The 26257-nt window shown below is 68.8% G+C and carries 25 protein-coding genes; 3 read left to right on the plus strand and 22 right to left on the minus strand.

Annotation, left to right across the window (positions count from 1 at the left end; translation table 11 throughout):
* The first annotated feature begins 25 nt into the window (after positions 1-25).
* The 3 genes from AC3ANP_RS14480 to AC3ANP_RS14490 are packed head-to-tail and all read left to right on the plus strand — an operon-like array spanning position 26 to position 2944.
* On the plus strand, positions 26-895 hold the full coding sequence (locus AC3ANP_RS14480) for an aldo/keto reductase (RefSeq protein ID WP_488330846.1): 870 nt from the start codon (positions 26-28) through the stop codon (positions 893-895).
* A gap of 10 nt (positions 896-905) precedes the next feature.
* Positions 906-1850 carry an alpha/beta fold hydrolase gene (locus AC3ANP_RS14485; protein WP_488330847.1) on the plus strand — a complete coding sequence of 315 codons (945 nt, stop codon included), beginning with the start codon at positions 906-908 and terminating at the stop codon, positions 1848-1850.
* Positions 1847-2944, plus strand: coding sequence for a glycosyltransferase family 4 protein (locus AC3ANP_RS14490; RefSeq protein ID WP_488330848.1), 1098 nt, complete (start codon positions 1847-1849; stop codon positions 2942-2944). Before AC3ANP_RS14485 ends, AC3ANP_RS14490 begins: the two co-directional genes overlap by 4 nt.
* A 96-nt stretch (positions 2945-3040) precedes the next feature.
* Here AC3ANP_RS14490 and AC3ANP_RS14495 read toward each other — a convergent pair whose 3' ends face one another.
* From AC3ANP_RS14495 to ruvX, 22 genes are all read right to left on the minus strand, one after another.
* Positions 3041-5221, minus strand: a complete 2181-nt coding sequence (locus AC3ANP_RS14495) for a primosomal protein N' (RefSeq protein WP_488330849.1) — start codon at positions 5219-5221, stop codon at positions 3041-3043.
* A gap of 145 nt (positions 5222-5366) precedes the next feature.
* Entirely contained in the window at positions 5367-6602 is a 1236-nt protein-coding gene (gene metK, locus AC3ANP_RS14500; protein ID WP_488330850.1) for a methionine adenosyltransferase, read from the minus strand.
* A 78-nt stretch (positions 6603-6680) separates the two neighbouring features.
* Positions 6681-7961 carry a bifunctional phosphopantothenoylcysteine decarboxylase/phosphopantothenate synthase gene (locus AC3ANP_RS14505; protein WP_488330851.1) on the minus strand — a complete coding sequence of 427 codons (1281 nt, stop codon included), beginning with the start codon at positions 7959-7961 and terminating at the stop codon, positions 6681-6683.
* A 26-nt stretch (positions 7962-7987) separates the two neighbouring features.
* Positions 7988-8251 (minus strand): DNA-directed RNA polymerase subunit omega, encoded by a 264-nt coding sequence (rpoZ, locus tag AC3ANP_RS14510; protein ID WP_056739201.1) that lies wholly within the window; start codon positions 8249-8251, stop codon positions 7988-7990.
* 39 nt (positions 8252-8290) lie between these two features.
* Positions 8291-8863 (minus strand): guanylate kinase, encoded by a 573-nt coding sequence (gene gmk / locus AC3ANP_RS14515; protein ID WP_488330852.1) that lies wholly within the window; start codon positions 8861-8863, stop codon positions 8291-8293.
* Positions 8864-8902: 39 nt separating this feature from the next.
* A complete protein-coding gene (gene mihF, locus AC3ANP_RS14520; protein WP_488330853.1) occupies positions 8903-9220 on the minus strand; it encodes an integration host factor, actinobacterial type in 318 nt (105 codons plus the stop codon).
* 90 nt (positions 9221-9310) lie between these two features.
* Positions 9311-10180 (minus strand): orotidine-5'-phosphate decarboxylase, encoded by an 870-nt coding sequence (pyrF, locus tag AC3ANP_RS14525; RefSeq protein WP_488330854.1) that lies wholly within the window; start codon positions 10178-10180, stop codon positions 9311-9313.
* Positions 10173-13520 (minus strand): carbamoyl-phosphate synthase large subunit, encoded by a 3348-nt coding sequence (gene carB / locus AC3ANP_RS14530; RefSeq protein ID WP_488330855.1) that lies wholly within the window; start codon positions 13518-13520, stop codon positions 10173-10175. The genes pyrF and carB overlap by 8 nt, the downstream gene beginning before the upstream one ends.
* Positions 13520-14761 carry a glutamine-hydrolyzing carbamoyl-phosphate synthase small subunit gene (gene carA / locus AC3ANP_RS14535; protein WP_488330856.1) on the minus strand — a complete coding sequence of 414 codons (1242 nt, stop codon included), beginning with the start codon at positions 14759-14761 and terminating at the stop codon, positions 13520-13522. The genes carB and carA overlap by 1 nt, the downstream gene beginning before the upstream one ends.
* Positions 14762-14870: 109 nt before the next feature.
* Positions 14871-15389 (minus strand): PH-like domain-containing protein, encoded by a 519-nt coding sequence (locus tag AC3ANP_RS14540; protein WP_488330857.1) that lies wholly within the window; start codon positions 15387-15389, stop codon positions 14871-14873.
* The gene (locus AC3ANP_RS14545; RefSeq protein WP_488330858.1) at positions 15389-16792 is read right to left on the minus strand and encodes a dihydroorotase; all 1404 of its coding nucleotides are present in this window, start codon (positions 16790-16792) and stop codon (positions 15389-15391) included. Before AC3ANP_RS14545 ends, AC3ANP_RS14540 begins: the two co-directional genes overlap by 1 nt.
* Positions 16792-17808 carry an aspartate carbamoyltransferase catalytic subunit gene (locus AC3ANP_RS14550; RefSeq protein ID WP_488330859.1) on the minus strand — a complete coding sequence of 339 codons (1017 nt, stop codon included), beginning with the start codon at positions 17806-17808 and terminating at the stop codon, positions 16792-16794. Before AC3ANP_RS14550 ends, AC3ANP_RS14545 begins: the two co-directional genes overlap by 1 nt.
* Positions 17805-18404 carry a bifunctional pyr operon transcriptional regulator/uracil phosphoribosyltransferase PyrR gene (gene pyrR / locus AC3ANP_RS14555; RefSeq protein ID WP_488330860.1) on the minus strand — a complete coding sequence of 200 codons (600 nt, stop codon included), beginning with the start codon at positions 18402-18404 and terminating at the stop codon, positions 17805-17807. Before pyrR ends, AC3ANP_RS14550 begins: the two co-directional genes overlap by 4 nt.
* 218 nt (positions 18405-18622) lie before the next feature.
* Positions 18623-19033, minus strand: coding sequence for a transcription antitermination factor NusB (gene nusB, locus AC3ANP_RS14560; RefSeq protein ID WP_488330861.1), 411 nt, complete (start codon positions 19031-19033; stop codon positions 18623-18625).
* Positions 19033-19596, minus strand: coding sequence for an elongation factor P (gene efp / locus AC3ANP_RS14565; protein ID WP_488330862.1), 564 nt, complete (start codon positions 19594-19596; stop codon positions 19033-19035). The genes nusB and efp overlap by 1 nt, the downstream gene beginning before the upstream one ends.
* A 146-nt stretch (positions 19597-19742) precedes the next feature.
* Entirely contained in the window at positions 19743-20261 is a 519-nt protein-coding gene (locus AC3ANP_RS14570; protein WP_488330863.1) for a tetratricopeptide repeat protein, read from the minus strand.
* Complete coding sequence (gene aroB / locus AC3ANP_RS14575) at positions 20261-21352, minus strand: 3-dehydroquinate synthase (RefSeq protein ID WP_488330864.1); 1092 nt, start codon at positions 21350-21352, stop codon at positions 20261-20263. The genes AC3ANP_RS14570 and aroB overlap by 1 nt, the downstream gene beginning before the upstream one ends.
* A complete protein-coding gene (locus AC3ANP_RS14580) occupies positions 21349-21888 on the minus strand; it encodes a shikimate kinase (protein WP_488333072.1) in 540 nt (179 codons plus the stop codon). Before AC3ANP_RS14580 ends, aroB begins: the two co-directional genes overlap by 4 nt.
* Positions 21889-21959: 71 nt before the next feature.
* Positions 21960-23159 (minus strand): chorismate synthase, encoded by a 1200-nt coding sequence (gene aroC, locus AC3ANP_RS14585; RefSeq protein WP_488330865.1) that lies wholly within the window; start codon positions 23157-23159, stop codon positions 21960-21962.
* Positions 23160-23184: 25 nt separating this feature from the next.
* Positions 23185-24054, minus strand: a complete 870-nt coding sequence (locus tag AC3ANP_RS14590) for a shikimate dehydrogenase (protein ID WP_488333073.1) — start codon at positions 24052-24054, stop codon at positions 23185-23187.
* The gene (gene mltG, locus AC3ANP_RS14595; protein WP_488330866.1) at positions 24051-25661 is read right to left on the minus strand and encodes an endolytic transglycosylase MltG; all 1611 of its coding nucleotides are present in this window, start codon (positions 25659-25661) and stop codon (positions 24051-24053) included. The genes AC3ANP_RS14590 and mltG overlap by 4 nt, the downstream gene beginning before the upstream one ends.
* Positions 25642-26256: a Holliday junction resolvase RuvX gene (gene ruvX, locus AC3ANP_RS14600; RefSeq protein ID WP_488330867.1), complete on the minus strand. Its 615-nt coding sequence runs from the start codon at positions 26254-26256 to the stop codon at positions 25642-25644. The genes mltG and ruvX overlap by 20 nt, the downstream gene beginning before the upstream one ends.
* Position 26257 lies beyond the last annotated feature (1 nt).

Raw genomic sequence — 26257 nt, forward strand, 5'->3', positions numbered from 1 at the left:
GGTTGGACTGGGTAGAGTCGTTGCTATGAGAATCCCCTCCCGGCTCACCCTGAATAACGGCGTGCTGATGGACCGTCTGGGGTTCGGGCTCTACAAGGTGCCCGCCGAGCACGCTGCCGGGCTGGTCACCACGGCCCTGGAGGCGGGCTACCGCCACTTTGACACTGCGGCGATGTACGGCAATGAGGCCGGCGTCGGGAAGGCGATCGGGGCGTTGTCCGCGTTTGAGGGCCCGGCCGGAGGGTCCGGTGAACTGCACCCGGCGCTGACCAGGGATGACCTGTTCGTCACCACAAAACTATGGAACGACGACCAGGGCTACGACGCGACGCTGCGGGCCTTCGACACCTCCATCGCCCAACTGGGGCTCGAGTATGTCGATCTCTACCTGATCCACTGGCCCTGCGCCCGGCGCGGGCTCTATACCGAAAGCTACCGCGCCCTCGAGTTGCTGTACCGGGAAGGCAGGGTGCGCGCCATCGGAGTCTCGAATTTCCAGCCTGCGCACCTGGGCCGCCTGCTCCAGGGCGCCGAGGTTGTTCCCGCCGTCAATCAAATCGAACTGCACCCGTGGCTGCAGCAGACCGAACTGCGCGCCCTGCACGCTTCCCTGGGCATCACCACTGAGGCCTGGAGCCCGCTGGGCCGCGGTCAGGTACTGCTGGACCCGGTAGTGCTCGAGCTTGCCGCCGCGCACCGGCGGACCGCGGCGCAAATCATCCTGCGCTGGCATCTGGAGCTGGGCAACGTTGTCATTCCCAAGGCCAGCTCGTCAGCCAGGATCCGGGAGAACCACGACATCTTCCGGTTCAGCCTCAGCACGACGGACCTGGACGCCCTGGCTGCCCTGGACCGCGGCTTCCGCACCGGTTCAAACCCCGACGACGTGAACTAGGACCGAACGAATGGAACGTGTGGCCACCGGATCCTCTCCCCAGACTCCCCTGCCCCGGACTCCGCTGCTCAGCGCCGCCCTGGAAACCCGCAGCAGCGCCGCGGCTGTGGACCTGCACGGCACCCGGGTGGCGTACTGGACGTACGAGCCGCTCCACGAAACCGCCGCCACCCGGACGATTCTGGTGGTCCACGGCTTTCGCGGCGACCACCACGGCCTGCTCCGGGTCGCGGACCAGCTGCCGGAGATGCGCCTCATCATGCCCGACCTCCCCGGCTTCGGTGCCTCCGGGGCTTTCCCGCCCGGCGGACACAGCGTCGCCGGTTACGGCAGGTTTGTCGCTGACTTCATGGCCGCGCTGGGGCTTGGACCGGACACCGTGCTGCTGGGACACTCGTTCGGGTCCATCGTTGCGAGCCACTTCGTAGCGGACCATCAGGGTGCAGTCAGCGAACTGATCCTGGTCAACCCCATCGCCGCGCCGGCGCTGGAAGGGCCCAAAGGGCTGATGACCAAGGCAGCGGTGCTGTACTACGAGGCGGCGGCACGGCTCCCCCGCGGCGTAGGGAATGCGCTGCTGCGCAACCGGCTGATCGTCCGGGTGATGAGCGAAACCATGGCCAAAACCCGGGACAAGGCGCTGCGGCAGTTTGTCCACGACCAGCACAACGCGTATTTCTCCGCGTTCGCCGACCGGGACAGCTTGCTCGAGGCCTTCAAGGCATCGGTGGGCAGCAACGTCGCCGAGGTGGCACCGCGGTTGACCCTGCCCGTCCTGCTGGTGGCCGGCGAACTGGACGAAATCGCGGCCCTGCCGGACCAGCACAAACTGCTGCCGCTGCTGCCGGACGGAACGCTGGAAGTCATTCCCGGCGTCGGGCACCTGATCCATTACGAAACTCCGGAGGCCGCCGCCGGCTTCATCCGGGAATTCCTGAAAGGCCATGCTGCGTGAGAATCCTGATTGACGCCCGCTTCACCCGGCTGGACCACCATGACGGGATCAGCCGCTACGGCGCCAGCCTCATTGCCGCCGCCGCGAAGATCGCCGACGTCTCGATGCTGATCAGCGACACCCGTCAACTGGCGCTGTTGCCCGAGGTCCCCTACACCCTGATAAACAGCCCGCTGTCCCCGGCCGAGCTGTTCGTTGCTGCCAAGGTCAACCAGATCGGGGCCGACGTGGTGGTGTGCCCCATGCAGACCATGGGCAGCTGGGGCCGGAAGTATGCGCTGGTGCTGACCCTGCACGACCTGATCTATTACGAGCACCCGGCTCCCCCCGGCTTCCTCCCGGCTCCGGTCCGCGTACTGTGGCGGCTGTATCACAAGGCCTTTTGGCCGCAGCGGGTACTGCTGAACCGGGCGGACGTCGTTGCGACCATCAGCTCGACCACCGAGGCGCTGATGGCGAAGTACCGGCTCACCAAACGGCCGGTCCGGATCGTGGGGAACGCCCCGCAGCCTGGGCTCACCCCGCGCGATCCGGGTGCCGGCGCAGACCCGACGCTGCTGTACATGGGTTCGTTCATGCCCTACAAAAATGTCGAGACGTTGATCCGTGGCATGGCGGAGCTGCCCGGGATGACGCTGCACCTGCTCAGCCGCATCACTCCGGAACGCCGGGCCGAGCTTGTTGCGCTGGCGCCGGCCCAGGCGAATATCGTCTTCCACAACGGCGTGACGGACGCCGAATACGAGGCCCTGCTGGCCCGGACCACCGCCCTGGTGAGCCTCTCCAGGGCCGAGGGTTACGGGCTGCCGCTGGTGGAGGCCATGTCGCACGGCACACCGGTGATCGCCAGCGACATCCCGATCTTCCGTGAGGTGGGCGGCAGCGCGGTCAGTTACGTCGCCCCGGACTCCCCGTCCGCCTTTGCCGCCGCGGTCCGGGAATTGGAAGACCAGGAGCTCTGGAAGGACCGGTCCGGCCGTTCGGTGCAGCGCGCCGCCGAGTTCAGCTGGGATGAGTCCGCCCGCAGGCTGCTCGCGGTCGCCGAAGAGGCCGTGGCACTGCGCGGTCGTAAAAGGGCCCGTCAACGCGGCTAAAAGCGCCACCGTTTCGTTGGTTCCGTGCCAACTCGACGGGCGCGGACGTCGAACGCGCAGCGGACCGTCGAAACGGCCCGGCCCCAGGACGTCGAGCTAGAGGACGTCGACGCCGTCGAGCCGCAGTTGCACGGGGTCATCGGTGCGTTTGGCCGCCGCCGCAGCCTTGACCGCGCGCATCGTTTTGGTGGCCGCGGCGGCCTGCGCGTACGGGATAAACAGCAGGGTCCGGACGTCTTCGCCGCTCTCCCGGGCGCTGCCACCGCGGCCGGGGGCCGCGCCGGAACCAGCCGCGCCGATTGCTGCCGGCGCGGCGCCAACGCCGGCCACCGGGGCGGGGCCGGCGCTGCGCAGCACGATCCCCTGCTTCGCCAGCGACTGCTCGACGGCGTGGCTAAAGTGCCCGACGGCGGTCCTGCCACCGGTGATGGTGGCAATCCGGACCGCCGGCGGCAGCGACAGCTCCTGCCGCAGGGCCAGCTCCCGGCCCGCGAAGCCGGCCGGATCCCAGCGCAGCAGCGCGCCGACGCCGGCGGTGTCCTCGGCCGTGATGACCACCAGCCCGCCGACGGCGGCGGGGCGCACCAGGGCCGCGGCGTTGAACCACCGGCGGACAGCGTCCTCCCCCGCCCGGAGGTTTTCGCGGCGCAGCAACGAATCACCATCGAGCAACAGTGCCGCCGCGTAGCCGTCGGCGGCCACCGGCTCCGCCCCCACGGTGGCGACGATCAGCGCCTTCGTGGCCGGAACAGTGGCAAGGACCCGGTCGCCGGAGGAATGCAGCACCGGGGTGCCCGGGAACGCCCGCCCCAGTTCCTCGGCGGTCCGGAGCGCGCCGGTGGCTCCGCGGCGAAGCCGTACCCCGTTGCAGTGCACGCAACGCCACCCGGGTGCGGCGGTGGAACACCAGCGGCACACGGGCACCGCGGCGCTTCCGGACGGTCCGGAAATGGCCAGCGGCCCGTTGCAGGCCGTGCAGCGCGCCGGTTCGCGGCAGCGTTCGCAGGCCAGTGACGGCGCGTACCCGGCCCGGGCCACCTGCACAAGCACGGGACCACGTTCCAGGCCTTCCTTGGCGGCGCGCCAGGCGGCTGCGGGCAGCCGGGCGATCCTGGCCAGCGGGTCACGTTCCTGCTCGAAGCTGTCAGCGGTGTTCAGCACGCGTGGCACGGTGCGGCGCACCACCGCCCGCTGCGCCTCGACCGCACTGGCCCAGCCGGACTCCACCAGGCGCTGGGTCTCGGTGCTGCGGGCGTGCCCGGCCAACAGACAGGCCGCGCCTTCCTGCGCGGCACGAAGCAGGAGGACCTCGCGCGTGTGGGCGTACGGGGAGCGCTGTTCGATATGCAGGTCATCGCCGTCGTCCCAGCAGACCACCAGGCCCAGCTTCCGGACCGGGGTGTAGGCGGCGGAGCGGGTGCCCACAGCGACGCCGGCCGCGCCGCTGAGGATGCGCAGGTAGTTCCGGTACCGCGGCGTCGGGCCGTCGTCGGCGCTCAGCCGGGCGACGTCGTCGGCGGGCAGCAATTCCAGCAGCGCGGCCTCGGCCCGGTCCAGGTCCCGGTAGTCCGGCACCACGACGACGGCGCCGCGGCCGGAGCGGCGGACCGTGGCGACGGCTTCGGCCACCAGCCGGGGCCAGCCACCCGGGCCGAACCCCTGCAAGGCGCTTAACACTGCCCGCGGAGACCCGCCATCCGCCAGGTGCTGCAGGAAGGCCGGGCCGTTCCGGTAGTCCGGCCACCCGGCCGGCGGCCCGGCGGGCAGCGGTCCCGCTGCCTCGGCCGGGACGAAAAGGGACGGGTCCAGCACGCCTTCGGGTGCGAACTCTTTTTCCAGTTTGGCCATCCGGGGCGGGACGGCGACGCGGAGCACGTCGCTGACCGTACCGGCATAGCGTGCGGCGACCCGGGCGGCCAGTTCGGAGACCTGCCCGGTCAGGACCGGCAACGGCGAGATGACTTTGTACAGCGGCACCAAAGTCTGGCCCGCCTCGGAGCCGCCGGTGCGTTCGAGCAGGTAGCCGCCCAGTTCCTGGCCGTTGAACTTGACCTTCACCCGGACCCCTGGCCGGGCAGCGGTGTCCAGTTCGGCGGGCACGCTGTAGTCGAAGGGCCGGTCCAGGTGCGGGAGCGACGATTCCAGCAGGACCCGGGCCACCGGCAGCTCGGCGGCAAGCGCCGGTCCCGCGGCCGCCGCGGAGGCGGGGAAGCCGTGCAGCAGCGAGAGCTGGAGTGGCTCATCCGGCGCCACGGCGCCGCCACGGTGCTCAGTCACAGCATCTGCCTCCCTTCAGCGGCCTCTCGTGCCCGGCAGCGCCCACCCGGGCGGTTACCAGTGACAAGCTGGAGCCAGGCCACCGGACGGCGGCCTGGCTCCAGCAGATCACGAGGCCCGGACATTCGGCGGCCGGCCACGGACCCTAAGCGTTAAAGAACGCCTTCAGTTCGTCTACCCGGTCCAGGCGCTCCCAGGTGAAATCGGGGTCTTCGCGGCCGAAGTGGCCGTGGGCCGCCGTCTTCGCATAGATCGGGCGCTTGAGGTCCAACGCGTCGATGATGGCCCGGGGGCGCAGGTCGAAGATCTCCGCAATCGCGGCGCTGATCCTGGCCGGGTCAACGGTCTCGGTGCCGAAGGTCTCAACGTAGGTGCCGACGGGACGGGCCTGCCCGATTGCATAGGCGATCTGGATTTCGGCGCGCTTGGCGAGACCCGCTGCCACCACGTTCTTGGCGACCCAGCGCATCGCGTACGCCGCCGAGCGGTCCACCTTGGACGGATCCTTGCCGGAGAACGCGCCGCCGCCGTGCCGGGCCATGCCGCCGTACGTATCGACGATGATCTTGCGTCCGGTCAGTCCCGCATCGCCGACCGGGCCGCCAATGACGAAAGCGCCTGCCGGGTTGAGGATGCTGCGGGCCCGTGAGGTGTCCAGGTTGGACAGGGCCATGACCGGGTTGACGACGTGCTCTGCCAGGTCCGCGCGGAGCTGGTCCAGGCTGGCGCCCTCGGCGTGCTGGCTGGAGATCACCACGGTCTCGACCGAGACCGGACGGTCGCCGTCGTAGCCCACGGTGACCTGGGTCTTGCCGTCGGGCCGCAGGTACTCCAGCTGGCCCGACTTGCGGACCTCGGTGAGGCGTTCGGACAACCGGTGCGCCAGCCAGATCGGGACCGGCATGTAGGACGGGGTCTCGTCACTGGCGTACCCGAACATGAGGCCCTGGTCGCCGGCGCCCTGCAGGTCGTAGTCGTCTTCCTGACGGCCTTCGCGCGCCTCCAGCGAGTTGAACACGCCGCCGGCAATGTCGTTGGACTGCTGCCCGATCGAGACGGACACCCCGCAGCGGGCGCCGTCGAAGCCGTTGGCCGAGGAGTCGTAACCGATCCCGAGGATGGTTTCGCGGACGATCTGCGGAATTTCGACATACGCGTCCGTGGTCACTTCACCGGCAACGTGCACCAGGCCCGTGGTGGCCAGCGTTTCGACCGCAACGCGGGACTCGGGGTCTTTCGTCAACAGTGCGTCGAGGATGGCGTCGCTGATCTGGTCGCAGATCTTGTCGGGATGCCCTTCGGTCACCGACTCGGACGTGAAAAGCCGGAGCGCGGCGGGCGCAGACCCGTGGAAATCTGGAATGTGCAGCGGTAAAGTCACTCAATTACCTTACTTGTTCGAAAACGGACGACCGGCGGCCTGGGTCCCCTTGCCGGGGAGAGCTTAATTACGCAGCGCTCAAACCGGCGGGACGAGCCGGCTCAACTCGGCGCTGACGCGGTCAATGACGGCAGCCGCGACGTCGGCCTTGGACCCCGACGCCTCTTGGGGTTCGGAGCCGGTTCGCGAAAGGATGACTACGTCGTTGTGGTCCTGGCCGAAGCCCCGGTCCGTTCCCACCTGGTTGACCACCAGCAGGTCACAGCCCTTGCGGCGCAGCTTGGCGGCCGCGTATTCAAGGACGTCCCCGTCGGCGTCGCCGGTCTCCGCCGCGAACCCGACAATGAGCTGGTTCCGGGACGCGACGTCCCGGACCTCGACGAGTTCGCGCAGGATGTCCGGGGTGCGGACCAGGGTGATCACCGGGTCGGCGGTGTCATCCCGCTTTTTGATCTTGGTTGCGGAAATGTCGGCCGGACGGAAGTCCGCCACGGCGGCGGCCATGATGATGACGTCGGAGTCCGCCGCGGCGTGCAGTGCCGCCTCGCGCAGTTCCAGCGCGGTTTCGACGCGCACGACGTCGACGCCGTCGGGGGCGGGAACGTCCATGTGCGCAGCCAGCAGCCGGACCCGGGCGCCGGCGGCCTGTGCGGCCACGGCCAGGGCAACCCCCTGCTTGCCGGAGGAGCGGTTGCCGAGGAACCGGACGGGATCCAGGGGTTCGCGGGTGCCGCCGGCGCTGACCGTCACGGTGAGACCGGCCAGCGGCCGGGGCTCAGCCGGAGCCGGGGGCGCGTCCGGTGCCGGCAGCCCGGGGACCGCGGGGACGTCGGCGGCGCCCGCCAGTGCCAGCGCGGCGGTGAAGATGGCTTCGGGCTCGGGCAGCCGGCCCGGTCCGGAGTCTTTGCCGGTGAGCCGGCCGGTGGCGGGTTCGAGGACGGTGACGCCCCGGCTCCGCAACGCCTCGACGTTGGCCTGGGTCGCCGGGTGCCGCCACATTTCGGTGTGCATGGCCGGGGCCATGAGGACCGGTCCGCGCGCCATCAGCAGCGTGTTGGTCAGCAGATCGTTGGCCTGCCCGCCCGCCGCCCGGGCCAGCAGGTCCGCCGTGGCCGGGGCGATGACGATCAGGTCCGCCTCGTGGCCCAGCCGGACATGGTTCACCGTGTGCACATCGTCGAAAACGCTGTTGCTGACCGGATGCCCGGACAGGGCCTCCCAGGTGGCAACCCCAACGAACCGGGTGGCGGCTTCGGTGGGAATGACGGTGACGTCATGGCCTGCTTCAGTAAAAAGCCGGAGGAGCGACGCCACCTTGTAGGCGGCAATCCCTCCCCCGACTCCGAGGACTATGCGCACGTGACCTCCGTCAGGGGGCAGAGTTGCTACTCTGCCGGGGCTTCGATCGGAGTGGAGACCAGCTTGCCTTCGTTGATCTCGCGCAGCGCGATCGACAGCGACTTCTCGTTCAGCTTGGTGTCGACCAGCGGGCCGACGTATTCGAACAGGCCCTCGTGCAGCTGGGCGTAGTACGCGTTGATCTGCCGGGCGCGCTTGGCGCCGAAAATCACCAGTCCGTACTTCGAATCGGCAGCCTTCAGCAGCTCGTCGATCGGCGGGTTGATGATGCCTTCAAGGTTCGTGGACACGAATTCTCCAAATTCTAGCGGGCCGATCCGACCCTGCGGTTAGTGCGGGTGCGGGGTCAGCCCCATGAGTGAAACAAGCTCGTCCGCTGCCCGACGGACGTCATCATTGATGACGGTATGGTCGAACTCCGGTTCAGCGGCTAGTTCTACTTTACCGGTTTCCAGCCGCCGCTGCTGTTCCGCGGCGGATTCCGTGCCGCGGCCGACCAGCCGGCGCACCAATTCTTCCCAGCTGGGCGGGGCCAGAAAGACGAACTGCGCCTCGGGGACGGCCTGCCGCACCTGGCGTGCGCCCTGCAGATCGATCTCCAGGAGCACCGAACGGCCTTCGGCGATGGCGGCGTCGACCGTGCTTTTCAGCGTCCCGTAGGTGTTCTGCCCGTGCACCACGGCCCACTCCAGGAATTCGCCGGCCGCGACGAGGGATTCGAACTCGTCCTGGGACTTGAAGTAGTAATGCACCCCGTCGACCTCGCCGGGCCGCGGCGCGCGGGTGGTGGCCGAAACGGAAAGCCAGACTTCCGGATAGTTGTCCCGGATGTAGGTGGACACGGTGCCTTTGCCGACAGCCGTCGGGCCGGCGAGGACTGTCAGTCCCGGTTTCTTGCTCACATATTCCTTTGGACGCTCGGGGCAGCCCGGCGGACCGGGCTATTTCTCATCTATAAAATCTACCAGCGCCCGGCGCTGGTGGACCCCAAGGCCCCGGACCCGCCGGGAAGCCGCGATCCCGAGCCGCTCCATGATGGCCGCGGCGCGCACCTGCCCGATCCCGGGCAGCGCCTCCAGCAGTTCGACCACCCGCATCCGGGCGATCGCCTCGTCGGTCTCGCCCGCGCTGAGCAGTTCCGCGCTGGTCAGCTCCCCCGACTTGAGCCGCTCTTTGGCCACCGACCGTGCCGTGCGCGCCGCCGCGGCCTTCTTCAGGGCGTCGGAACGCTCCTGCGGTGTGAGGGGTCGCAAGCTCACTGGGTCCTCCCTGCGTAGTGTCCTGAACCTACCGTTTGGGGGCGCCGGAAAGCAATGGACGGCCCGGCGCCGCGCCGCCTCCGGGACGGGCTACGCGGCGCGGAGCCCGTCCCGGGTGCGCAGGGCGGCGTCGCGCAGGGCAGCGGGCGCCGGGCCGGCGGCCAGGATGTCGCGGCTGGACGTGCCGAGGACCTGGCCGTAGGCGGCGCCGAACGTCCGGCGGAGGTCGTCCGCGGTGGCGCCCTGCGCTCCGAGCCCGGGTGCCAGAATCGGTCCGCGGACGGCGGCAAGGTCCACGCCGAGGTCCGTCAGCGCCGAACCGACGGTCGCCCCGACCACCAGGCCCACGGATCCCAGCGCGCCGTCGTACCTGCGGTTTTCGGCGGCGGCGGCGACGGCAATCCGCCGCGCCACCGAGTCGGCGCCGCCGACGTGCTGCACCGACGCGCCTTCCGGGTTCGAGGTCAGGGCCAGGACGAAGACGCCCCGGCCGGTCCCGGCGGCCAGGTCCAGCGCCGGCCGGAGCGATTCGAAGCCGAGATAGGGGCTCAGGGTGACCGCGTCCGCGGCCAGCGCTGAGCCGTCCCGCAGCCAGGCGTCCGCGTAGGCCGCCATGGTGGAGCCGATGTCGCCGCGCTTGGCGTCGGCGATGCTGAGGACCCCGGCAGCCGCGGCCGCGGCCAGCAGACGCTCCAGCACCGCGATGCCGGCCGAGCCGTGGCGTTCGTACAACGCCACCTGCGGCTTGACCGCGGCAGCGAGCGGGGCCACCGCCTCGAGCACGGTGCGCGAGAAGCGCTCCAGCCCGGCGGCGTCGTCGTCCAGTCCCCACCGCTGCAACAGGGCAGGATGCGGGTCGATGCCGACGCAGAGCGGTCCGCGCTCAGCCATGGCCCGGCCCAGCCGGGAGCCAAAGGACTCCCGGCCGGCGGGCTGAGCGGCATCCCGCGTATCAGGCATGCTGCTCGACGGTTTCCGCCGCCCCGGCTTCCCGCTCCTGCATGGCCTGCTGTGAGGCTGCGAGGGCGGCGGCGTGGTCCTGCAGGCTGGTGACGGACCATTCATAGGTCCGCATGGCCTCGATGGCCTGGACCGCCGCATTGAACTCGGCCACCGTGGTGATGCAGGGAATGCCGATCGAGGTGGCGGCGGCCCGGATCTCATAGCCGTCACCGCGGGCTTCGCCACCGGAGGGGGTGTTGAAGACCATGTCGATCTCACCGGCGATGATCAGGTCCGCGATGGTGCCTTCGCCCTCGGCGCTGGAGCCTTCGGCGACCTTGCGGACCGTGGTGGCCTGAAGGCCGTTGCGGCGCAGCACGTCGGCCGTGCCGCCGGTCGAGACGATCTCGAAGCCGAGGTCGGAGAGGCGCTTGACCGCCATCAGGAAAGCGCGCTTGTCCCGGTTCGCGACGGATACGAAGACCTTGCCCTCGGTGGGGAGCGGGTTGTTGGCCGCCGCCTGGCTCTTGGCGAACGCTGTGTCGAAGTGCTTGTCAATGCCCATGACCTCGCCGGTGGAGCGCATTTCCGGGCCCAGCAGGGAGTCCACGACCTTGCCTTCAAGGGTGCGGAAGCGGCTGAACGGCAGGACCGCCTCCTTGACGGCCACCGGGGCGTCCACAGGCAGCGTGGAGCCGTCGCCGGATTCGGGCAGCATCTTGTAGGCGCTCCGGAGCTGGTGGATGGTGACGCCGGTGCCGATCAGTGCGGCAGCCTTCGCCATCTGCACGCCGGTGGCCTTGGACACGAACGGTACGGTGCGGGAGGCGCGCGGGTTGGCTTCGAGCACGTACAGCACGTCGGAGGCGAGAGCGAACTGGATGTTGATCAGGCCCCGCACGCCGACGCCGTCGGCAATGGCGCGCGTCGCGGTCCGGACCCGGTCGATCACGTTGTTGCCCAGGGTGATCGGGGGCAGCACGCAGGCGGAGTCACCGGAGTGGATCCCGGCTTCCTCGATGTGTTCCATGATGCCGCCGATGTACAGGTCGGTGCCGTCAAAGAGGGCGTCGACGTCGATCTCCACGGCGTCCTCGAGGAACCGGTCGATCAGGACCGGGTGGTCCGAGGTGATTTCGGTGGCGTTGGCGATGTAGCGGGAGAGGTTCGGCTCGTCGTAGACGATCTCCATGCCGCGGCCGCCCAGGACGTAGGACGGCCGGACCAGGACCGGGTAGCCGATCTCATCGGCGATCTTCTTGGCGTCCTCAAAGGAGACTGCGGTACCGTTCTTCGGCGCGACCAGTCCGGCGTTGTCCAGGACCCGGGAGAACTCGCCGCGGTGTTCGGCCAGGTCGATGGCTTCCGGTGAAGTGCCGAGGATCGGCACGCCGGCGTCGGCGAGCTGCTGCGCAAGCTTCAGCGGCGTCTGGCCGCCGAGCTGGACGAAGACGCCCATCACGCCGCCGGTGCGTTCCTCGGCGGCGATGACCTCGAGCACGTCCTCCAAAGTGAGCGGTTCGAAGTACAGCCTGGTGGAGATGTCGTAGTCGGTGGACACTGTCTCCGGGTTGCAGTTGACCATCACGGTCTCGTAGCCGGCCTTGCGCAGCGCCAACGAGGCGTGCACGCAGGAGTAATCGAATTCGATGCCCTGGCCGATCCGGTTCGGCCCGGAGCCGAGGATGATGATGGACGGCTTGGCGTGCAGCTCCACTTCGTCCTCCAGGTCATAGGAGGAGTAGTGGTACGGCGTGTAGGCCGCGAACTCGGCCGCGCAGGTGTCCACCGTCTTGTAGACCGGGCGGACCCCCAGGGCCTGCCGGACGCCGCGGACCACGTCTTCGCTGTGGTGCGTCAGGGCGCCGATCTGTTCGTCGGAGAAGCCGTGCCGCTTGGCGCGCTCCAGCATCTCACGGCTCAGGGCGCTGGCGCCGCGGATCTCCTGGGAGATCTCGTTCAGCAGCTGCAGCTGGTCCAGGTACCAGGGGTCGATTTTCGTCGCTTCGAAGAGCTGCTCCACGGTGGCGCCGCCGAGCAGGGCGCGCTGGACCTGGTGCAGGCGTTCGGTGGTGGGCCGCTTGGCCTTTTCGATCAGTTCCGGGACTTCCCATTCCGGGACCGGGCCGAAGTCCAGCTGGGAGCCCTTCTGCTCAAGGGAGCGCAGCGCCTTCTGCAGGGCTTCGGTGAAGTTACGGCCGATCGCCATGGCCTCGCCCACCGACTTCATGGTGGTGGTGAGGGTGGGGTCAGCGGCGGGGAATTTCTCGAAGGCGAAGCGCGGGACCTTCACCACAACATAGTCGAGCGTCGGTTCGAAGGAGGCGGGCGTCTTCTGCGTGATGTCGTTCGGGATCTCGTCCAGGGTGTAGCCGAGCGAGAGCTTGGTGGCGATCTTGGCAATCGCGAAGCCGGTGGCCTTGGAGGCCAGCGCCGAGGAGCGGGAGACGCGCGGGTTCATTTCGATCACGACGACGCGGCCGGTGTCGGGTTCGACGGCGAACTGGATGTTGCAGCCGCCGGTGTCGACGCCCACTTCGCGGATGACGGCGATCGAGATGTCGCGGAGCCGCTGGTATTCGCGGTCCGTGAGGGTCAGTGCCGGGGCGACGGTGATCGAGTCGCCCGTGTGCACGCCGACCGGGTCGAAGTTCTCGATGGAGCAGACCACTACGACGTTGTCGTTCTTGTCCCGCATCATTTCGAGCTCGTATTCCTTCCAGCCGAGGATGCTCTCTTCGAGCAGCACCTCGGTGGTGGGGCTGTACTGCAGGCCCTGGCCGACGATCCGGCGGAGGTCGTTCTCGTCGTAGGCGAGGCCGGAGCCCAGGCCGCCCATGGTGAAGGAGGGCCGGACGACCATCGGGTAGCCGAGGTCAACGGCCGCGGTGAGGGCCTCGTCGATGGTGTGGATGATGTGGCTGCGGGCGGATTCGGCGCCGCAGCGCTCCACGACTCCCTTGAATTTTTCCCGGTCCTCGCCGAGTTCGATCGCGGCGATGTTGGCGCCGATGAGCTCCACGTTGTACTTCTCCAGTACCCCGTTCTTGTCCAGCGCGATCGCGGTGTTGAGTGCGGTCTGGCCGCCCAGGGTGGGCAGGAGCGCATCGGGGCGTTCCTTGGCGATGATCTTCTCGACCACCTCGGGGGTGATCGGTTCGATGTAGGTGGCGTCGGCGAACTCGGGGTCGGTCATGATGGTGGCCGGGTTGGAGTTGACCAGGATGACGCGCAGGCCTTCGTCCTTGAGGACGCGCAGTGCCTGGGTGCCGGAGTAGTCGAATTCGGCCGCCTGGCCGATCACGATCGGTCCGGAACCGATGACCATGACGCTCTTGAGGTCAGTTCTCTTGGGCATTACTTGTTGTCCTCAGTCTTGGATGCGGTGGCAGTCGTGGATGCGGTGGCGGCGCCGGCGGCGGCCTGCTGGTTCTCCGCCATCAGGTCGATGAAGCGGTCGAAGAGGTACGCCGCGTCGTGCGGGCCGGCGGCCGCCTCGGGGTGGTACTGGACGGAGAAGGCGGGGATGTCCAGGCAGGACAGGCCCTCGACGACGTCGTCGTTGAGGCTGACGTGGCTGACCTCGACCCGGCCGAAGCGCTCTTCGGGGGCGCGGGTGGCCCCTTCCAGCGGGGCATCGACGGCGAAGCCGTGGTTCTGCGAGGTGATTTCGACCTTGCCGGTGCGGCGGTCCAGGACCGGCTGGTTGATCCCGCGGTGGCCGTAGCGGAGCTTGTAGGTACCGAAGCCCAGGGCCCGGCCCAGGATCTGGTTGCCGAAGCAGATGCCGAAGTACGGCAGCTTGGCGTCCAGCACCGAGCGCAGCAGGGTGACCTGGCTGTCCGCGGTGGCCGGATCGCCGGGGCCGTTGGACATGAAGACACCGTCCGGGTTGACGGCCTTGACATCCTCGAGGGTGGCGGTGGCAGACAGCACGTGAACCCGGACGCCGCGTTCGGCGAAGCGGATCGGGGTCATCCGTTTGATGCCAAGGTCAATCGCGGCGATGCTGAACCGCGGTTCGCCGTCCCAGCCCCAGTCGGCGGGTTCGACGGTGTAGGCGGCGTCGACGCTGACTTCCTCGGCCAGCCGGGCGCCTTCCATCGGGGCGCTGGCCAGCACCGCGTCCACCAGTTCCTTGTCCGTGGCGCGGGCCGCGTCGCCGGAGAAGATGCCGGCGCGCATGGTCTTGTGTTCGCGCAGGTGCCGGGTGATCGCGCGGGTGTCCACGCCCTGGATGCCCACGATGCCCTGGTCGATGAGTTCCTCATCGAGGCTGCGTTCGGAGCGCCAGTTGGAGGGTCGACGGGCGGCGTCGCGGACGATGTACCCGGCCACCCAGATGCGGCGGGATTCGGCGTCGTCCCGGTTCACGCCGGTGTTGCCGATGTGCGGCGCGGTCTGGACCACGAGCTGGCGGGCGTAGGAGGGGTCCGTGATGGTCTCCTGGTAGCCGGTCATGCCGGTCGCGAAGACCGCTTCGCCGAGGGCGGTGCCGGTGGCGCCGTAGCTGCTGCCGCGGAAGATCCGGCCGTCTTCGAGGACGAGCACGGCGGGGGTGGTTGCTGCTGCAACGGGGGCGGAGGTGTTCGCTGTCACTGTCTTTTCATTCGCTGTTGTGTCTGGCGCTTGGTTTTTCACTGCTGTTACTGACACTGCTGTTGCAGTCACTGCTGTCTCTGACACTGCGTGGGAGTCTGTCACGTCGTTACTTTCCACTATCGGCTTCTGCCTGAGGGGCTGCGGAGATCAATTCCTGGAGGGCGGTAAGCAGCGGGGCTTTGTCCCCGGCGCGTCGGGTTCGGAACCCGGTGTCCAGTTCCCGGCTGCCCAGCATCCAGCTGACCACCAGGAGCCCGTCCTTTTCGACAAATTTTCCGGCCATCCCGCTTTCCTGCCGGACCCCGGTGAGCCGGTCCGCCGGGATGTACACCGGCCCGGCGCCGGCGCGGTCGAAGAGCACGCCGGCGGGGTGGACGCTGAGCGCGGCGTTGGTGCGCAGGCCCAGCCGGTGGACCGCGATCCGGTCCAGCCAGTCACCGGCGCTGGTGGAGGCGACGTACTGGCCGTCGGCGCGGGCCAGCGGGGCGCCCAGTTCCGCGGGGACCGCGGGCAGGGGCTCGACGTCGGCCTGCCGGCGCAGGCGGTTCCGCCAGCCGACCCCGATCAGGACCAGGGCAACGACCACCAGGACCAGGGTGAGGAGCAGGGAGAGTTCCTTGACCATCAGGGCTGGGCCGCCACTGCGGGGGCGCTGCCGAGCCGCGCAGGGTGTGCTTCCGGGAGCCACCGGTAGGGGGCGTTGAGTTCGCCGTCCAGGACGGTCGGATGGCCCTTGAAGAAGGTGGCCACCACCTTGCCGGGCAGTTCCCGGCCGGCAAACGGAGAGTTACGGCCCATGGTTGCCATCTTAGAAGGGTCCACGCGCCAGCGCGCAGCCGGGTCAACGAGTATGACGTTGGCGGGTTCCCCGGCCTCCAGCGGCCTGCCCTGGTCCTCGAGCCGGCCGATCGCGGCGGGAGTGGTGGAGGTCACCCGGGCGAAGTCCGCCCAGCCCATCAGCCCGGTCTCGATCATGGTGTGCTGCACCACCGAGAGCGCGGTTTCCAGGCCGGTCATGCCCATCGCTGCCTGTGCCCACTCGCATTCCTTGTGCTCGCTCGGGTGCGGGGCGTGGTCGGTGCCGATGACGTCGATGGTGCCGTCCGCCAGCGCGGCGCGCAGCGCCTGGACGTCTTCCTCGGTGCGCAATGGCGGGTTCACCTTGTAGACCGGGTCGTAGCTGCGGACCAGCTCGTCGGTGAGCCAGAGGTGGTGCGGGGTGACCTCGGCCGTGACGTTGATGCCGCGCGATTTGGCCCAGCGGACAATTTCCACGGAACCGGCGGTGGAGACGTGGCAGACGTGCAGCCGCGAGCCCACATGCTGGGCGAGGAGCACGTCCCGGGCGATGATGCTTTCTTCGGCGACGGCGGGCCAGCCGGTGAGGCCGAGCACCGCGGAGACAACGCCTTCGTTCATTTGCGCGCCGGCGGTGAGACGGGGTTCCTGGGCGTGCTGGGCGACGACGCCGTCGAACGCCTTGACGTATTCGAGGGCGCGGCGCATCAGGACCGGGTCGCTGACGCAGACGCCGTCGTCGGAGAAGACCCGGACCCGGGCGCGGGAGTCCGCCATGGCGCCGAGCTCCGCGAGCCGTTCCCCGGCCAGGCCGACGGTGACCGCACCGACCGGGCGGACGTCCACCCAGCCGGCGGCGCGGCCCAGGCTGAAGACCTGTTCTACGACGCCGGCGGTGTCCGCTACCGGCGTGCTGTTGGCCATGGCGTGCACGGCGGTGTAGCCGCCCAGGGCCGCGGCGCGGGTGCCGGTCTCGACCGTCTCGGCGTCTTCGCGGCCCGGTTCGCGCAGGTGGGTGTGGATGTCAACCATGCCGGGCAGCGCTATCAGGCCGGCGGCGTCGATCACGGTGGCGTCCTGCGCCCCGGCGGCGCTTGCGTCGAGGTCCTTGCCGCGGGCGGCGATCATGCCCTCGCGGATCAGCAGGTCTTCAGCGGCGCCGCCGAGGATCGCGGCTCCCCGGATCAGGTAGGTTCCGGTGGTGCCGGACTCCGGTTGCTGTGGTGCCATCAGTGGCTCTCCTTGGAGTAGGCGGCGGGGGTGGTGGCTGGGCTGGCGGGTCCACGGGTGTCCCCGGACAGCAGCAGGTAGAGCGCTGCCATCCGGATGGACACGCCGTTGCGGACCTGGGCCAGGACGGTGGACCGGGGTGAATCGGCGGCGGCAGCGGAAATTTCGAGGCCGCGGTTCATCGGGCCGGGGTGCATGATGATGGTGTCCTTGAGGCCCAGCCGGTCAAGGGCGCGGAGGCGGTTGTCGTCGAAGCCCCAGCGCCTGGAGTACTCGCGGGTGCTCGGGAAGTAGGAGGCGTTCATGCGCTCGCCCTGGACCCGGAGCATCATCATGGCGTCAACGCCGCCGGCGAGGGTCTCGTCGAGGTCGTAGCTGACCGTGCAGGGCCATTGTTCGACGCCGACCGGCAGCAGCGTGGGCGGCGCCACGAGGGTGACCGTGGCGCCCAGGGTGCGGAGCAGCCAGACGTTGGAGCGGGCGACCCGGGAGTGCAGCACGTCCCCGGCGATCGCGACGCGCATGCCCCGCAGGTCGGCGCCGGTCGACGCGGTCCCGGCCAGTTTGGCCCAGTGCCGCCGCATGGTGAAGGCGTCCAGGAGCGCCTGGGTGGGATGCTCGTGGGTGCCGTCGCCGGCGTTGATGACGGCGGCGTCGATCCAGTCTGTCGCGGCCAGGCGGTGCGGGGCGCCGGAGGCCCAGTGCCGGATGACGACGGCGTCAGCGCCCATGGCGGCGAGGGTCTGCGCGGTGTCCTTGAGCGATTCGCCCTTGGAGACGGACGATCCCTTGGCCGCGAAGTTGATCACGTCCGCGGACAGCCGTTTGGCCGCGGCCTCGAATGAGATCCGGGTGCGGGTGGAGTCTTCGAAGAAGAGGTTGACCACGGTGCGGCCGCGCAGCGCAGGGAGCTTCTTGACCTCTCGCTCCCCGACTGCTGCCATTTCTTCGGCGGTGTCCAGGATGCGGGTGGCGTCGGCGTGGCTGAGGTCCTCGGTGGAGAGCAGGTGCCTCATGCGGTGGCCTCGATGACGACCTCGTTCACCGGACCGCCGTCGGCGGAGTCCGTCTCTTCGAGCCGGACCCTGACCTTCTCGGCAGAGGAGGTGGGCAGGTTTTTGCCAACGTGGTCCGCGCGGATTGGCAGCTCGCGGTGGCCGCGGTCGATCAGCACGGCGAGCCGGACAATCCGGGGCCGGCCAAGGTCGACTATCGCGTCCAGCGCGGCCCGGATGGTGCGGCCGGAGTAGAGGACGTCGTCGATCAGGACCACGACCTTGTTGTCGATCCCGGTCCGGGGCAACTGGGTGGGGTACGGCGGCCGCGTGGGCTGGTGTGAAAGGTCGTCACGGAACATGGTGACGTCCAGTTGACCGACGATCGCGGCGGGGTCAACGGAGGGGTCTGCGGCGGCGATCTTGGCGGCGAGCCGGACGGCGAGGGGATAGCCCCGGCGCGGGATGCCCAGCAGGACCAGGTCCTGGGAGCCCTTGTTGGACTCGAGAATTTCATGGGCGATACGAGTGAGTGCACGGTCGATGTCAGCCTGGTTGAGGACAACCCGGCTGAGGTGGACCCTGGCCGGAACCGGTGCTTCTGGTACAGAAGTCAACGCTCGTCTCCCCTTTCCCCGCCTCACGGGACGGAATTAAAAAAGGATCATTTGCGCTTCCAAATTATCACAGGGCCCGGTCCGGACCGGCCTTGCCGAAGGCGTGATGCGTCACATCCGGCTCCGGCGGCCAGGGCCGGAGGCAGCCAGGACCGGAAACGCCAAGGGCCGGTGCCCGCCTCGCGGCGGCACCGGCCCGTGAAGGGTGTTGTGGCTCCTCAGGCGAGCAGCGACGGCTTCAGCTGCTGAAGCCGGCCAAGGAGTCCGTTGATGAACGACGGCGACTCGTCCGTGGAGAGCGTCTTCGCCAGGGCAACGGCCTCGCTCACGGCAACGCCGTCGGGGACGTCGTCGTTGTAGAGCAGCTCCCAGGTGCCGATCCGGAGGATGATGCGGTCCACCGAGGGCATCCGCTCCAGTGACCAGCCCTGGGAGTAAGTTTCGAGGAATTCGTCGATGGTGCCCTGGCGGGAGACCACGCCCTCGACGATCTCCAGGGTGTACGGGTTGACGATCTGGTCCGTCCGTTCCCGGCGGGAGCGCAGTACGTCGAAGGCCGAGGTGGAGCGCTGCTCCGCCTCGAAGAGAACTTCCAGGGCCCGGTTACGGGCCTTACCGCGGGCGCTCACTAGTCGTTGACCCGGCCAAGGTAGCTGCCGTCGCGGGTGTCGACCTTAACCTTGGTGTTGTTTTCCACGAACAGCGGAACCTGGATCTCGTAGCCGGTTTCCAGGGTGGCGGGCTTGGTGCCGGCCGAGGACCGGTCGCCCTGCAGGCCCGGTTCCGTGTAGGTGATTTCCAGCACGACGCTCGGCGGCAGTTCAATGTAGAGCGGGGTGCCTTCGTGGATGGCGATGTTCACCATCTGGTTCTCCAGCATGAAGTTGGTGGCGTCACCGACGATTCCACCCGAAACGGTGAGCTGGTCGAAGTCGCTCGTGTCCATGAAGACGAAGTCCTCGCCGTCCTGGTACAGGTACTGGTAGTCGCGGCGGTCGACCGTGGCGGTCTCGATCTTGAGTCCGGCGTTGAACGTCTTGTCCACGACCTTGCCCGACCTCACGTTCCGCATCTTGGTGCGGACAAACGCGCCGCCCTTGCCGGGTTTGACGTGCTGGAACTCGATGATGTTCCAGAGCTGGCCCTCAAGCTTCAGCACGGTCCCGTTCTTGATGTCGTTAGTCGTTGCCACAATGTCCTCTGGTTTCGTTGTCCGCTGGTCTCAAGCCGCCAGCCGCTTATGCCAGGCAGGCATGCCCGTCGGGGCCTGCCAGCGCGTGTTTATCAAAAATCCAAGAACTATTCTACCGGTTCGCCCGGGCAGCTCCCGGACGGGCCTCAGCAGGCCAGGTCAAGAACGTCCCGCGCGCGCTGCAGCGCCACCGTTGAGGAATAGATCAGTGCCGCGTCGGCGGACCCGGCCACCCGCAGGTCCAGTGCCTTCGCGAAGGATTCGACCGCCGCGGCAATGTTGCCTGCGGCGAAGTAGGATCGGCCCAGGTGCTGCCGGACCACGGCTTCCTCGGCGGTACCCCGCACGTCGCTGAGCAGTTGCCGGTAGAGTTCGACGGCACGGTCGAAGCGGTGCGAGACCCGGAGGACTTCCGCTTCGAACATCAGCAGCCGGAAGGAATCCGGATCCTTGTAGCGGGCTTCGGCCAGCAGTTCGGCTGCCTCGCCGGGGTGGCCCTGGACCAGGCGGACAAAGATCAGGTCCGTGGCGTCGGTCGATGCTGCCAGGGCTGCCATGCAGGCTTCCTCGTCCACGAGTTGCGGCATCAGGGTTTCCGGGTTGATCCGGATTCCCGGGAACCCGCCGTCGGGCCATTCGCTGGTGCCACCGGAGTCGCTGATCATCAGGACGCGATTTCCTGGTAGGCCGCGAACAGCAGCGAGGTGTCCGGCACGTCGAGGATGCCCGGACGTCCGACGCCGTCCAGCACCACAAAGCGCAACAGGTCGCCGCGGGCCTTCTTGTCCCGGCGCATGCCGTCCAGCAGCGCCTGCCAGCGGTCACGCCGGTAGGTGATGGGCAGGCCGAGGCCTTCCAGGATGCTGCGGTGCCGGTCGGCGTCGGCGTCGCTGAGCCGGCCCACGCTGCGGGCCAGCTCCGCGGCGAACATCATCCCGACCGACACTGCGGCGCCGTGCCGCCAGGAGTACCGCTCGGCGAGTTCGATTGCATGCCCGAGGGTGTGGCCGTAGTTCAGGATCTCGCGCTGCCCGGTTTCCTTCAGATCCGCCGAGACAACCCTGGCCTTGACGGTGATGGCCCGTTCAATCAGCTCGCGCAGGATGTCCGAGCGGGGGTCAGCCACGGCCGCGGGATCCTTTTCGATCAGGTCGAGGATGGCCGGGTCCGCGATGAAGCCGCACTTGATCACCTCGGCCATGCCGGAAATCAGTTCGTTCCTGGGCAGCGTGTCCAGCGTGTCGAGGTCCGCGAGGACCCCTGCCGGCGGGTGGAAGACGCCCACCAGGTTCTTGCCTTCGGCGGTGTTGATGCCGGTCTTGCCGCCGACGGAGGCATCGACCATGCCGAGCAGGCTGGTGGGCATGTGGACGACCTTGACGCCGCGCAGCCAGGTGGCGGCGACGAAGCCGGCCAGGTCGGTCACCGCTCCCCCGCCGACGGCGACGATGGCGTCCGAGCGGGTGAAGTCGTTCTGCCCCAGCACCTGCCAGCAGAACGAGGCGACCTCGATGTGCTTACCCTCCTCCGCGTCGGGGATCTCGGCGGTCAGGGCCGTGAAGCCGGCGCCGGCCAGTTCCTCCCGGACCGCGTCGCCGGTGAGCCGCAGGGCGCGCGGGTGGATGACGAGGACGCGCTTGACGCGCTCCCCGAGAAGGCCGGGAAGTGCGGCGAGCAGGCCCCGGCCGACGACGACGTCGTAGTTGTCCACCGCAGCCTGGCCGGTGACGTTAATGACTGTTGATTCGGTGCTCACATTTCAACTTTCTTTGTCGCCGCCGGGGCGGCAGCCGCCGCGGTTTGTTCCGCAGCGTGCTTCTCCAGCGCATCTTCAAGCCGGGCAGCGAGTTCCGGAACGGAGCCGCTGCGAACGTCGAGAACCACGTCGGCAAGCCGTTCGTAGACGGGCTTCCGGGTGGCGAACAGTGCACGCCAGCGTGCCATCGCGTCGCCCGCCAGCAGCGGGCGCCCGGAGTTCCGCGCGATCCGTTCGGAGACGGTGTCGGCGTCGCACTCCAGATAGACCACCGTACAGCCGGCCAGCAGCTGCTGGGTGCCCGAGTCGAGCACGGCACCTCCGCCAAGGGAGATGACGGTGGCGCCGGCGGCTGCGTCCCCGACGGCCTGGGCCACCGCGCGGGCCTCAAGTTCGCGGAACACGGTTTCCCCGCGGCCGGCAAAGATACTCGAAATGCTGCCATGCTGGGCAACGACCTCGAGATCGGTGTCGACGAAGCGGGCGCCGGTCTGCTGCGCGAGCCGGTGCCCGATCGCGGACTTTCCAACCGCCATCGGTCCGATCAGGACGACCGGCCGGCGCGGCTCCTGGCGCGGGCCCTGCGGGAGCGTCTTACGGGCCGGCACTAGTGGCCGATCGAGTCCAGGGACGCCGGGATGTTGTCCAGGTAACCCTTGATGTTGCGGGCGGTCTCCTGCACGGAGTCCCCGCCAAATTTTTCCGTGACGGCTTCGGCCAGGACCAGGGCCACCATGGCCTCGGCCACGACTCCGGCCGCCGGGACGGCACAGACATCGGAGCGCTGGTGGTGCGCCTTGGCGGCTTCTCCGGTGCTGATGTCGACGGTCTTCAAGGCGCGCGGCACCGTGGCGATCGGCTTCATCGCAGCGCGCACGCGCAGGACGTCGCCGATGCTCATGCCGCCCTCAATGCCGCCGGCGCGGTTGGAGGTGCGGATGATCCGGCCGTCCGCGTCCTTGACGATTTCGTCGTGCGCGGCCGAACCGCGCCGCGCGGCGGTCAGGAAGCCGTCCCCGACCTCGACGCCCTTGATCGCCTGGATGCCCATCAGCGCACCGGCGAGGCGCGAGTCCAGGCGCCGGTCCCAGTGGACGTAGCTGCCAAGCCCGGGAGGCAGGCCGTAAGCGAGTACCTCGATCACGCCGCCGAGGGTCTCGCCCTCCTTGTGGGCGGTATCCACCTCGGCGACCATGGCGTCGGAGGTTTCCCGGTCGAAGCAGCGCAGCGGGTCGGCGTCGAGGGCCAGCACGTCTGCCGGCACGGGCAGCGGCCGGCCTTCCGGGACGGCGACGCTGGCGATGGACACCGTGTGGGACACGAGTTCGATGCCAAGCTGCTGCAGGAAGGCTGAGGCGACGGCACCGAGGGCAACCCGGGTGGCGGTCTCCCGGGCGCTGGCGCGTTCCAGGACCGGCCGGGCTTCGTCGAAGCCGTATTTTTGCATGCCGGTGAAATCGGCGTGGCCCGGACGCGGCCGGGTCAGCGGGGCGTTGCGGGCCTGGTCGGCGAGGAGTTCGGCACCCACCGGGTCGGCAGCCATGATTTGTTCCCATTTAGGCCATTCGGTGTTCCCGACCTGGATGGCGACGGGGCCGCCCTGGGTCAGTCCGTGCCGAACACCGCCAAGCACGGTCACGGAGTCCTGCTCGAACTTCATCCGCGCGCCGCGGCCGTAACCGAGCCGGCGCCGGGCCAGCGCGTCAACAATGCGGTCGCTGGTGAGTTGAACACCGGCGGGGACGCCTTCGATAATTCCGACCAGGGCCGGGCCATGGGATTCTCCGGCGGTCAACCAACGCAACATAGATCCATCCTGCCATGCATGATGCTTAGAACACCCGTCGAGGTGCCCCGACTGCGTCGCACATCACATCTATGACTTCCGCCGGGACCGGTCCTTCGAGCCCGGTGAAATGCCGCACCTGCTCGACTGCCTGATAGAGCAGCATTTCCAGGCCCGGGACCACCCGGCCGCCGGCGGCCGACCATGCGGTGGCTATCCGGCTGGGCCAGGGCTCATACGCGACGTCGAGGAGCACGCCCGCCGTCCGGCCGCCGAGCCGGGCGAATTCGTCCGCGAGGCCGTCGGCGGCGCCTGGCGGCAGCGTCGAGATCACGACGTCGGCTGCCATGATGGCCGGCCCAGCGGCGGCCAGGGGCAGGACGTGCACGGGCATCCCGACGGCGGCGGCCGCCCCCCGGGCTTCCGCGGCGCGGGCCACATCGCGGACGTGGACGGCAACGGAGGCGGCCCCGAGCTGCTTCAACGCCGCCACGGCGGCCGCGGCCGTTCCGCCGCCACCCAGGATGACGGCGGCCGGCCGCTCGGATCCGCCGGCGTACCGCACAGCGTTGACGATGCCGGCCACGTCCGTGTTGTAGCCGACGAGCCGGACCGGGGGGCCGCCGGCGGGGCCGCGCTCGAAGGCCACGGTGTTGATGACGCCGAGCTGCCGGGCGACGCCCCGGATCTCGTCCACCTCCGCGGCCATGGCGGCCTTCAACGGCATGGTGACGGAGAGGCCGCGCCACTGCGCGTCCCTGCGCACCTCCGCCATGAAACCGTGCAGTGCCGGCACCGTCACATCGATCGCCTCGTACGCGAGGTCCACACCGAGCCGGGCGTACGCGGCGCGGTGCAGCGCCGGCGACTTCGAGTGGCCGATCGGGTGGCCCAGGACGGCGGCCCGCAGGGTCACACGCAACGTCCGGGGTTGGCGTCGCACCAGGCGTTGTACTTGGCCACGTAACCGTTGTGCTCCGCGAGGGTCTTGGAGAACTTCGTTTCCTTGGTGTCCAGGTTGATGGTCACCCAGTAGAGGTAATCGTTGGTCTTGGGCTTCGCGGCGGCGTCGATGGCAGTCTTGCCCGGGGAGCCGATCGGACCCGCCGGCAGGCCGGGGTTCGCGTAGGTGTTGTACGGGTTGGACTTGTCCGCCTTTTGGGCTTCGTCGATGTGGAAGCTGCGGATCCCGAGCCCGTACGTCACCGTGGCGTCGGACTGGATCAGGCCGTTGGTCTCGGAGTTGTTGGGCTTGAGCCGGTTGTAGATGGCGCCGGCGACGTCGCCGTACTCGGCCTGACCGCCCTCGGCCTGCACAATGCTGGCCACCGTGACGGCTTCGTACTGTTTCGCCGGATCGGTGACTCCCTGGGCCTTAAGTTCGTCCAGGGTGCTTCCCACGAGTTTGCCCAGGACGTCCTTGGCAGAGGTGCCGACCGGGAACCGGTATTCGCCCGGGAACAGGAAACCCTCCAGGTTTTTGGCCTTCGCGGGAACCCCGAACTGCGCCGGCGAGTCGCTGAGGGCCTTCAGTTGCGTTACGGGCACGCCGGTGCCGTCCGCGATCGCCTGCAGCGACTCGCCGAGACGCATGCCGGCACTCAGCGCAAAGTACATGACCTTGCCCTGATCCTTGTTGAGCAGCACGGCAACGGCGTCCGAGTTGTTCATTTCCTTGCGCATGGTGAAGTTTCCGGGGCTCAGTGCCCCGCCGGAGGCAGTGAACTGTTTGAGGAAGGAATCTGCGCTGGCGATGACCTGCTTGGACTGCATCTCCGCGGCCACCGACTTTGGTCCGGCGCCCGGTGGCACGGTGATGGTGATTTCGCCTGTTCCCGGCCCCGGGTAGTCCGCGACGGTGTCCCCGCCAAGCAGCGGCTTCAAAAACTGCGCTCCCACCACGATCGCGACCACGAACACGGCCAGCGTCAGCAACAGGGCCAGGAACCTGCGGCGCCGACGGACCTTCTTGGACGGAGCCTTGGCGGTCGGGATGGACGCCGCCCCGGCCAACAACGGCTCAGGTTCGGCTTCGTAGCCGTGGTGCCCGTCGTCCTCTATGTAGCCGGGAACGAAGTGGGTCTGCTGCCGGTCGTAGCCGTACTGCAGTTCATCGGCGCGGCGAAGGGTTTCCTCACGGGACATCGCGGCGTACTCGGGCTGCACAGCGTCGGGGTGCGCGGCGTCGTGCAGCATGGTCTCAGGGTGCACGGCATCCTGGTGCACGGCGTCCGGGAACTGGTCGGCGTCGTGGTGCCCGGCCTCCGGGAACGGCTCGGGCTGGGCCGGCGCCTCAGCGGCGGGCTGCGGGTGCAGCGGCGCGGCGGACTGCGGCGGTGCTGCCGGCTCGGGCGTCTCGTCGCCGGCGCTCCGGCCGGTCAGATAGGCCTGCGGCGGGACGATGTCCTGGCTTTGGGTGGCCTGGGACTTTTCCTGGGCCCTGATCTCTTTGCGCGTCAGGGGGCGGCGGCCGGCGCCGCTGTTACCAGCACCAGAGGAGTCGTCACTGTTGACCGGGCTCACTGTAGCCTTCCATGTTGTGCACACTGCGTTCTGCAGAATGCGCGTCTACTGCCGGAGCGGCCTGAGCGCCGCCGCCGGATGGCCCCGGAAGGTGGTCTGCGCTGACGCGACTGCCCACATCCGTTCCCCTGGCCTTTTGCATGTCGATGGCGTGCTGCAGGATACCTGCTGCCGCAACCTGATCCACTACCTTACGGTGGTCCCGGCTGCTCATGCCAGCTTGGTGCAGGTCGCGGTGGGCGGAGACAGTGCTCAGCCTCTCATCGACCAGCCTCACCGGTATGCCGGACCCGCCCTCCAATAGTGTACTGACCAGTAGCTTGGCATAGTCGGTCGCCATCCGGGCGGAGGCGTGCTCCTCGCCCTTCATGGTCCGCGGCAGGCCGACGAAAATTTCCACGACGTCGAGCTCCAGCGCCAGCGTGGCGAGGATCCGCACGTCGTTGTTTTTCTTCGGGTTCCTGGCCAGCGTCCGCAGCGGAGTTGCGAGGATGCCATCGCGGTCGCACACCGCGACGCCGACCCGAACGGTCCCGACGTCTACCCCGAGTTTCACGCCCCGGGGGTAGCCGCCGGGGCCGGTCGGTTCACTCATC

This window comes from Arthrobacter sp. JB02-1C (assembly GCF_057748045.1).

Excerpts from the sequence above, each read along its gene's own strand:
- ruvX (WP_488330867.1), bottom strand. The coding sequence starts at position 26,256 with ATGAGTGAACCGACCGGCCCCGGCGGCTACCCCCGGGGCGTGAAACTC.
- carB (WP_488330855.1), bottom strand. The coding sequence starts at position 13,520 with ATGCCCAAGAGAACTGACCTCAAGAGCGTCATGGTCATCGGTTCCGGA.
- AC3ANP_RS14540 (WP_488330857.1), bottom strand. The coding sequence starts at position 15,389 with ATGGTCAAGGAACTCTCCCTGCTCCTCACCCTGGTCCTGGTGGTCGTT.
- AC3ANP_RS14480 (WP_488330846.1), top strand. The coding sequence starts at position 26 with ATGAGAATCCCCTCCCGGCTCACCCTGAATAACGGCGTGCTGATGGAC.
- aroC (WP_488330865.1), bottom strand. The coding sequence starts at position 23,159 with ATGTTGCGTTGGTTGACCGCCGGAGAATCCCATGGCCCGGCCCTGGTC.
- AC3ANP_RS14545 (WP_488330858.1), bottom strand. The coding sequence starts at position 16,792 with ATGGCACCACAGCAACCGGAGTCCGGCACCACCGGAACCTACCTGATC.
- AC3ANP_RS14485 (WP_488330847.1), top strand. The coding sequence starts at position 906 with ATGGAACGTGTGGCCACCGGATCCTCTCCCCAGACTCCCCTGCCCCGG.
- AC3ANP_RS14550 (WP_488330859.1), bottom strand. The coding sequence starts at position 17,808 with ATGAGGCACCTGCTCTCCACCGAGGACCTCAGCCACGCCGACGCCACC.
- pyrF (WP_488330854.1), bottom strand. The coding sequence starts at position 10,180 with ATGCCTGATACGCGGGATGCCGCTCAGCCCGCCGGCCGGGAGTCCTTT.
- AC3ANP_RS14570 (WP_488330863.1), bottom strand. The coding sequence starts at position 20,261 with ATGATCAGCGACTCCGGTGGCACCAGCGAATGGCCCGACGGCGGGTTC.
- AC3ANP_RS14580 (WP_488333072.1), bottom strand. The coding sequence starts at position 21,888 with ATGGCGGTTGGAAAGTCCGCGATCGGGCACCGGCTCGCGCAGCAGACC.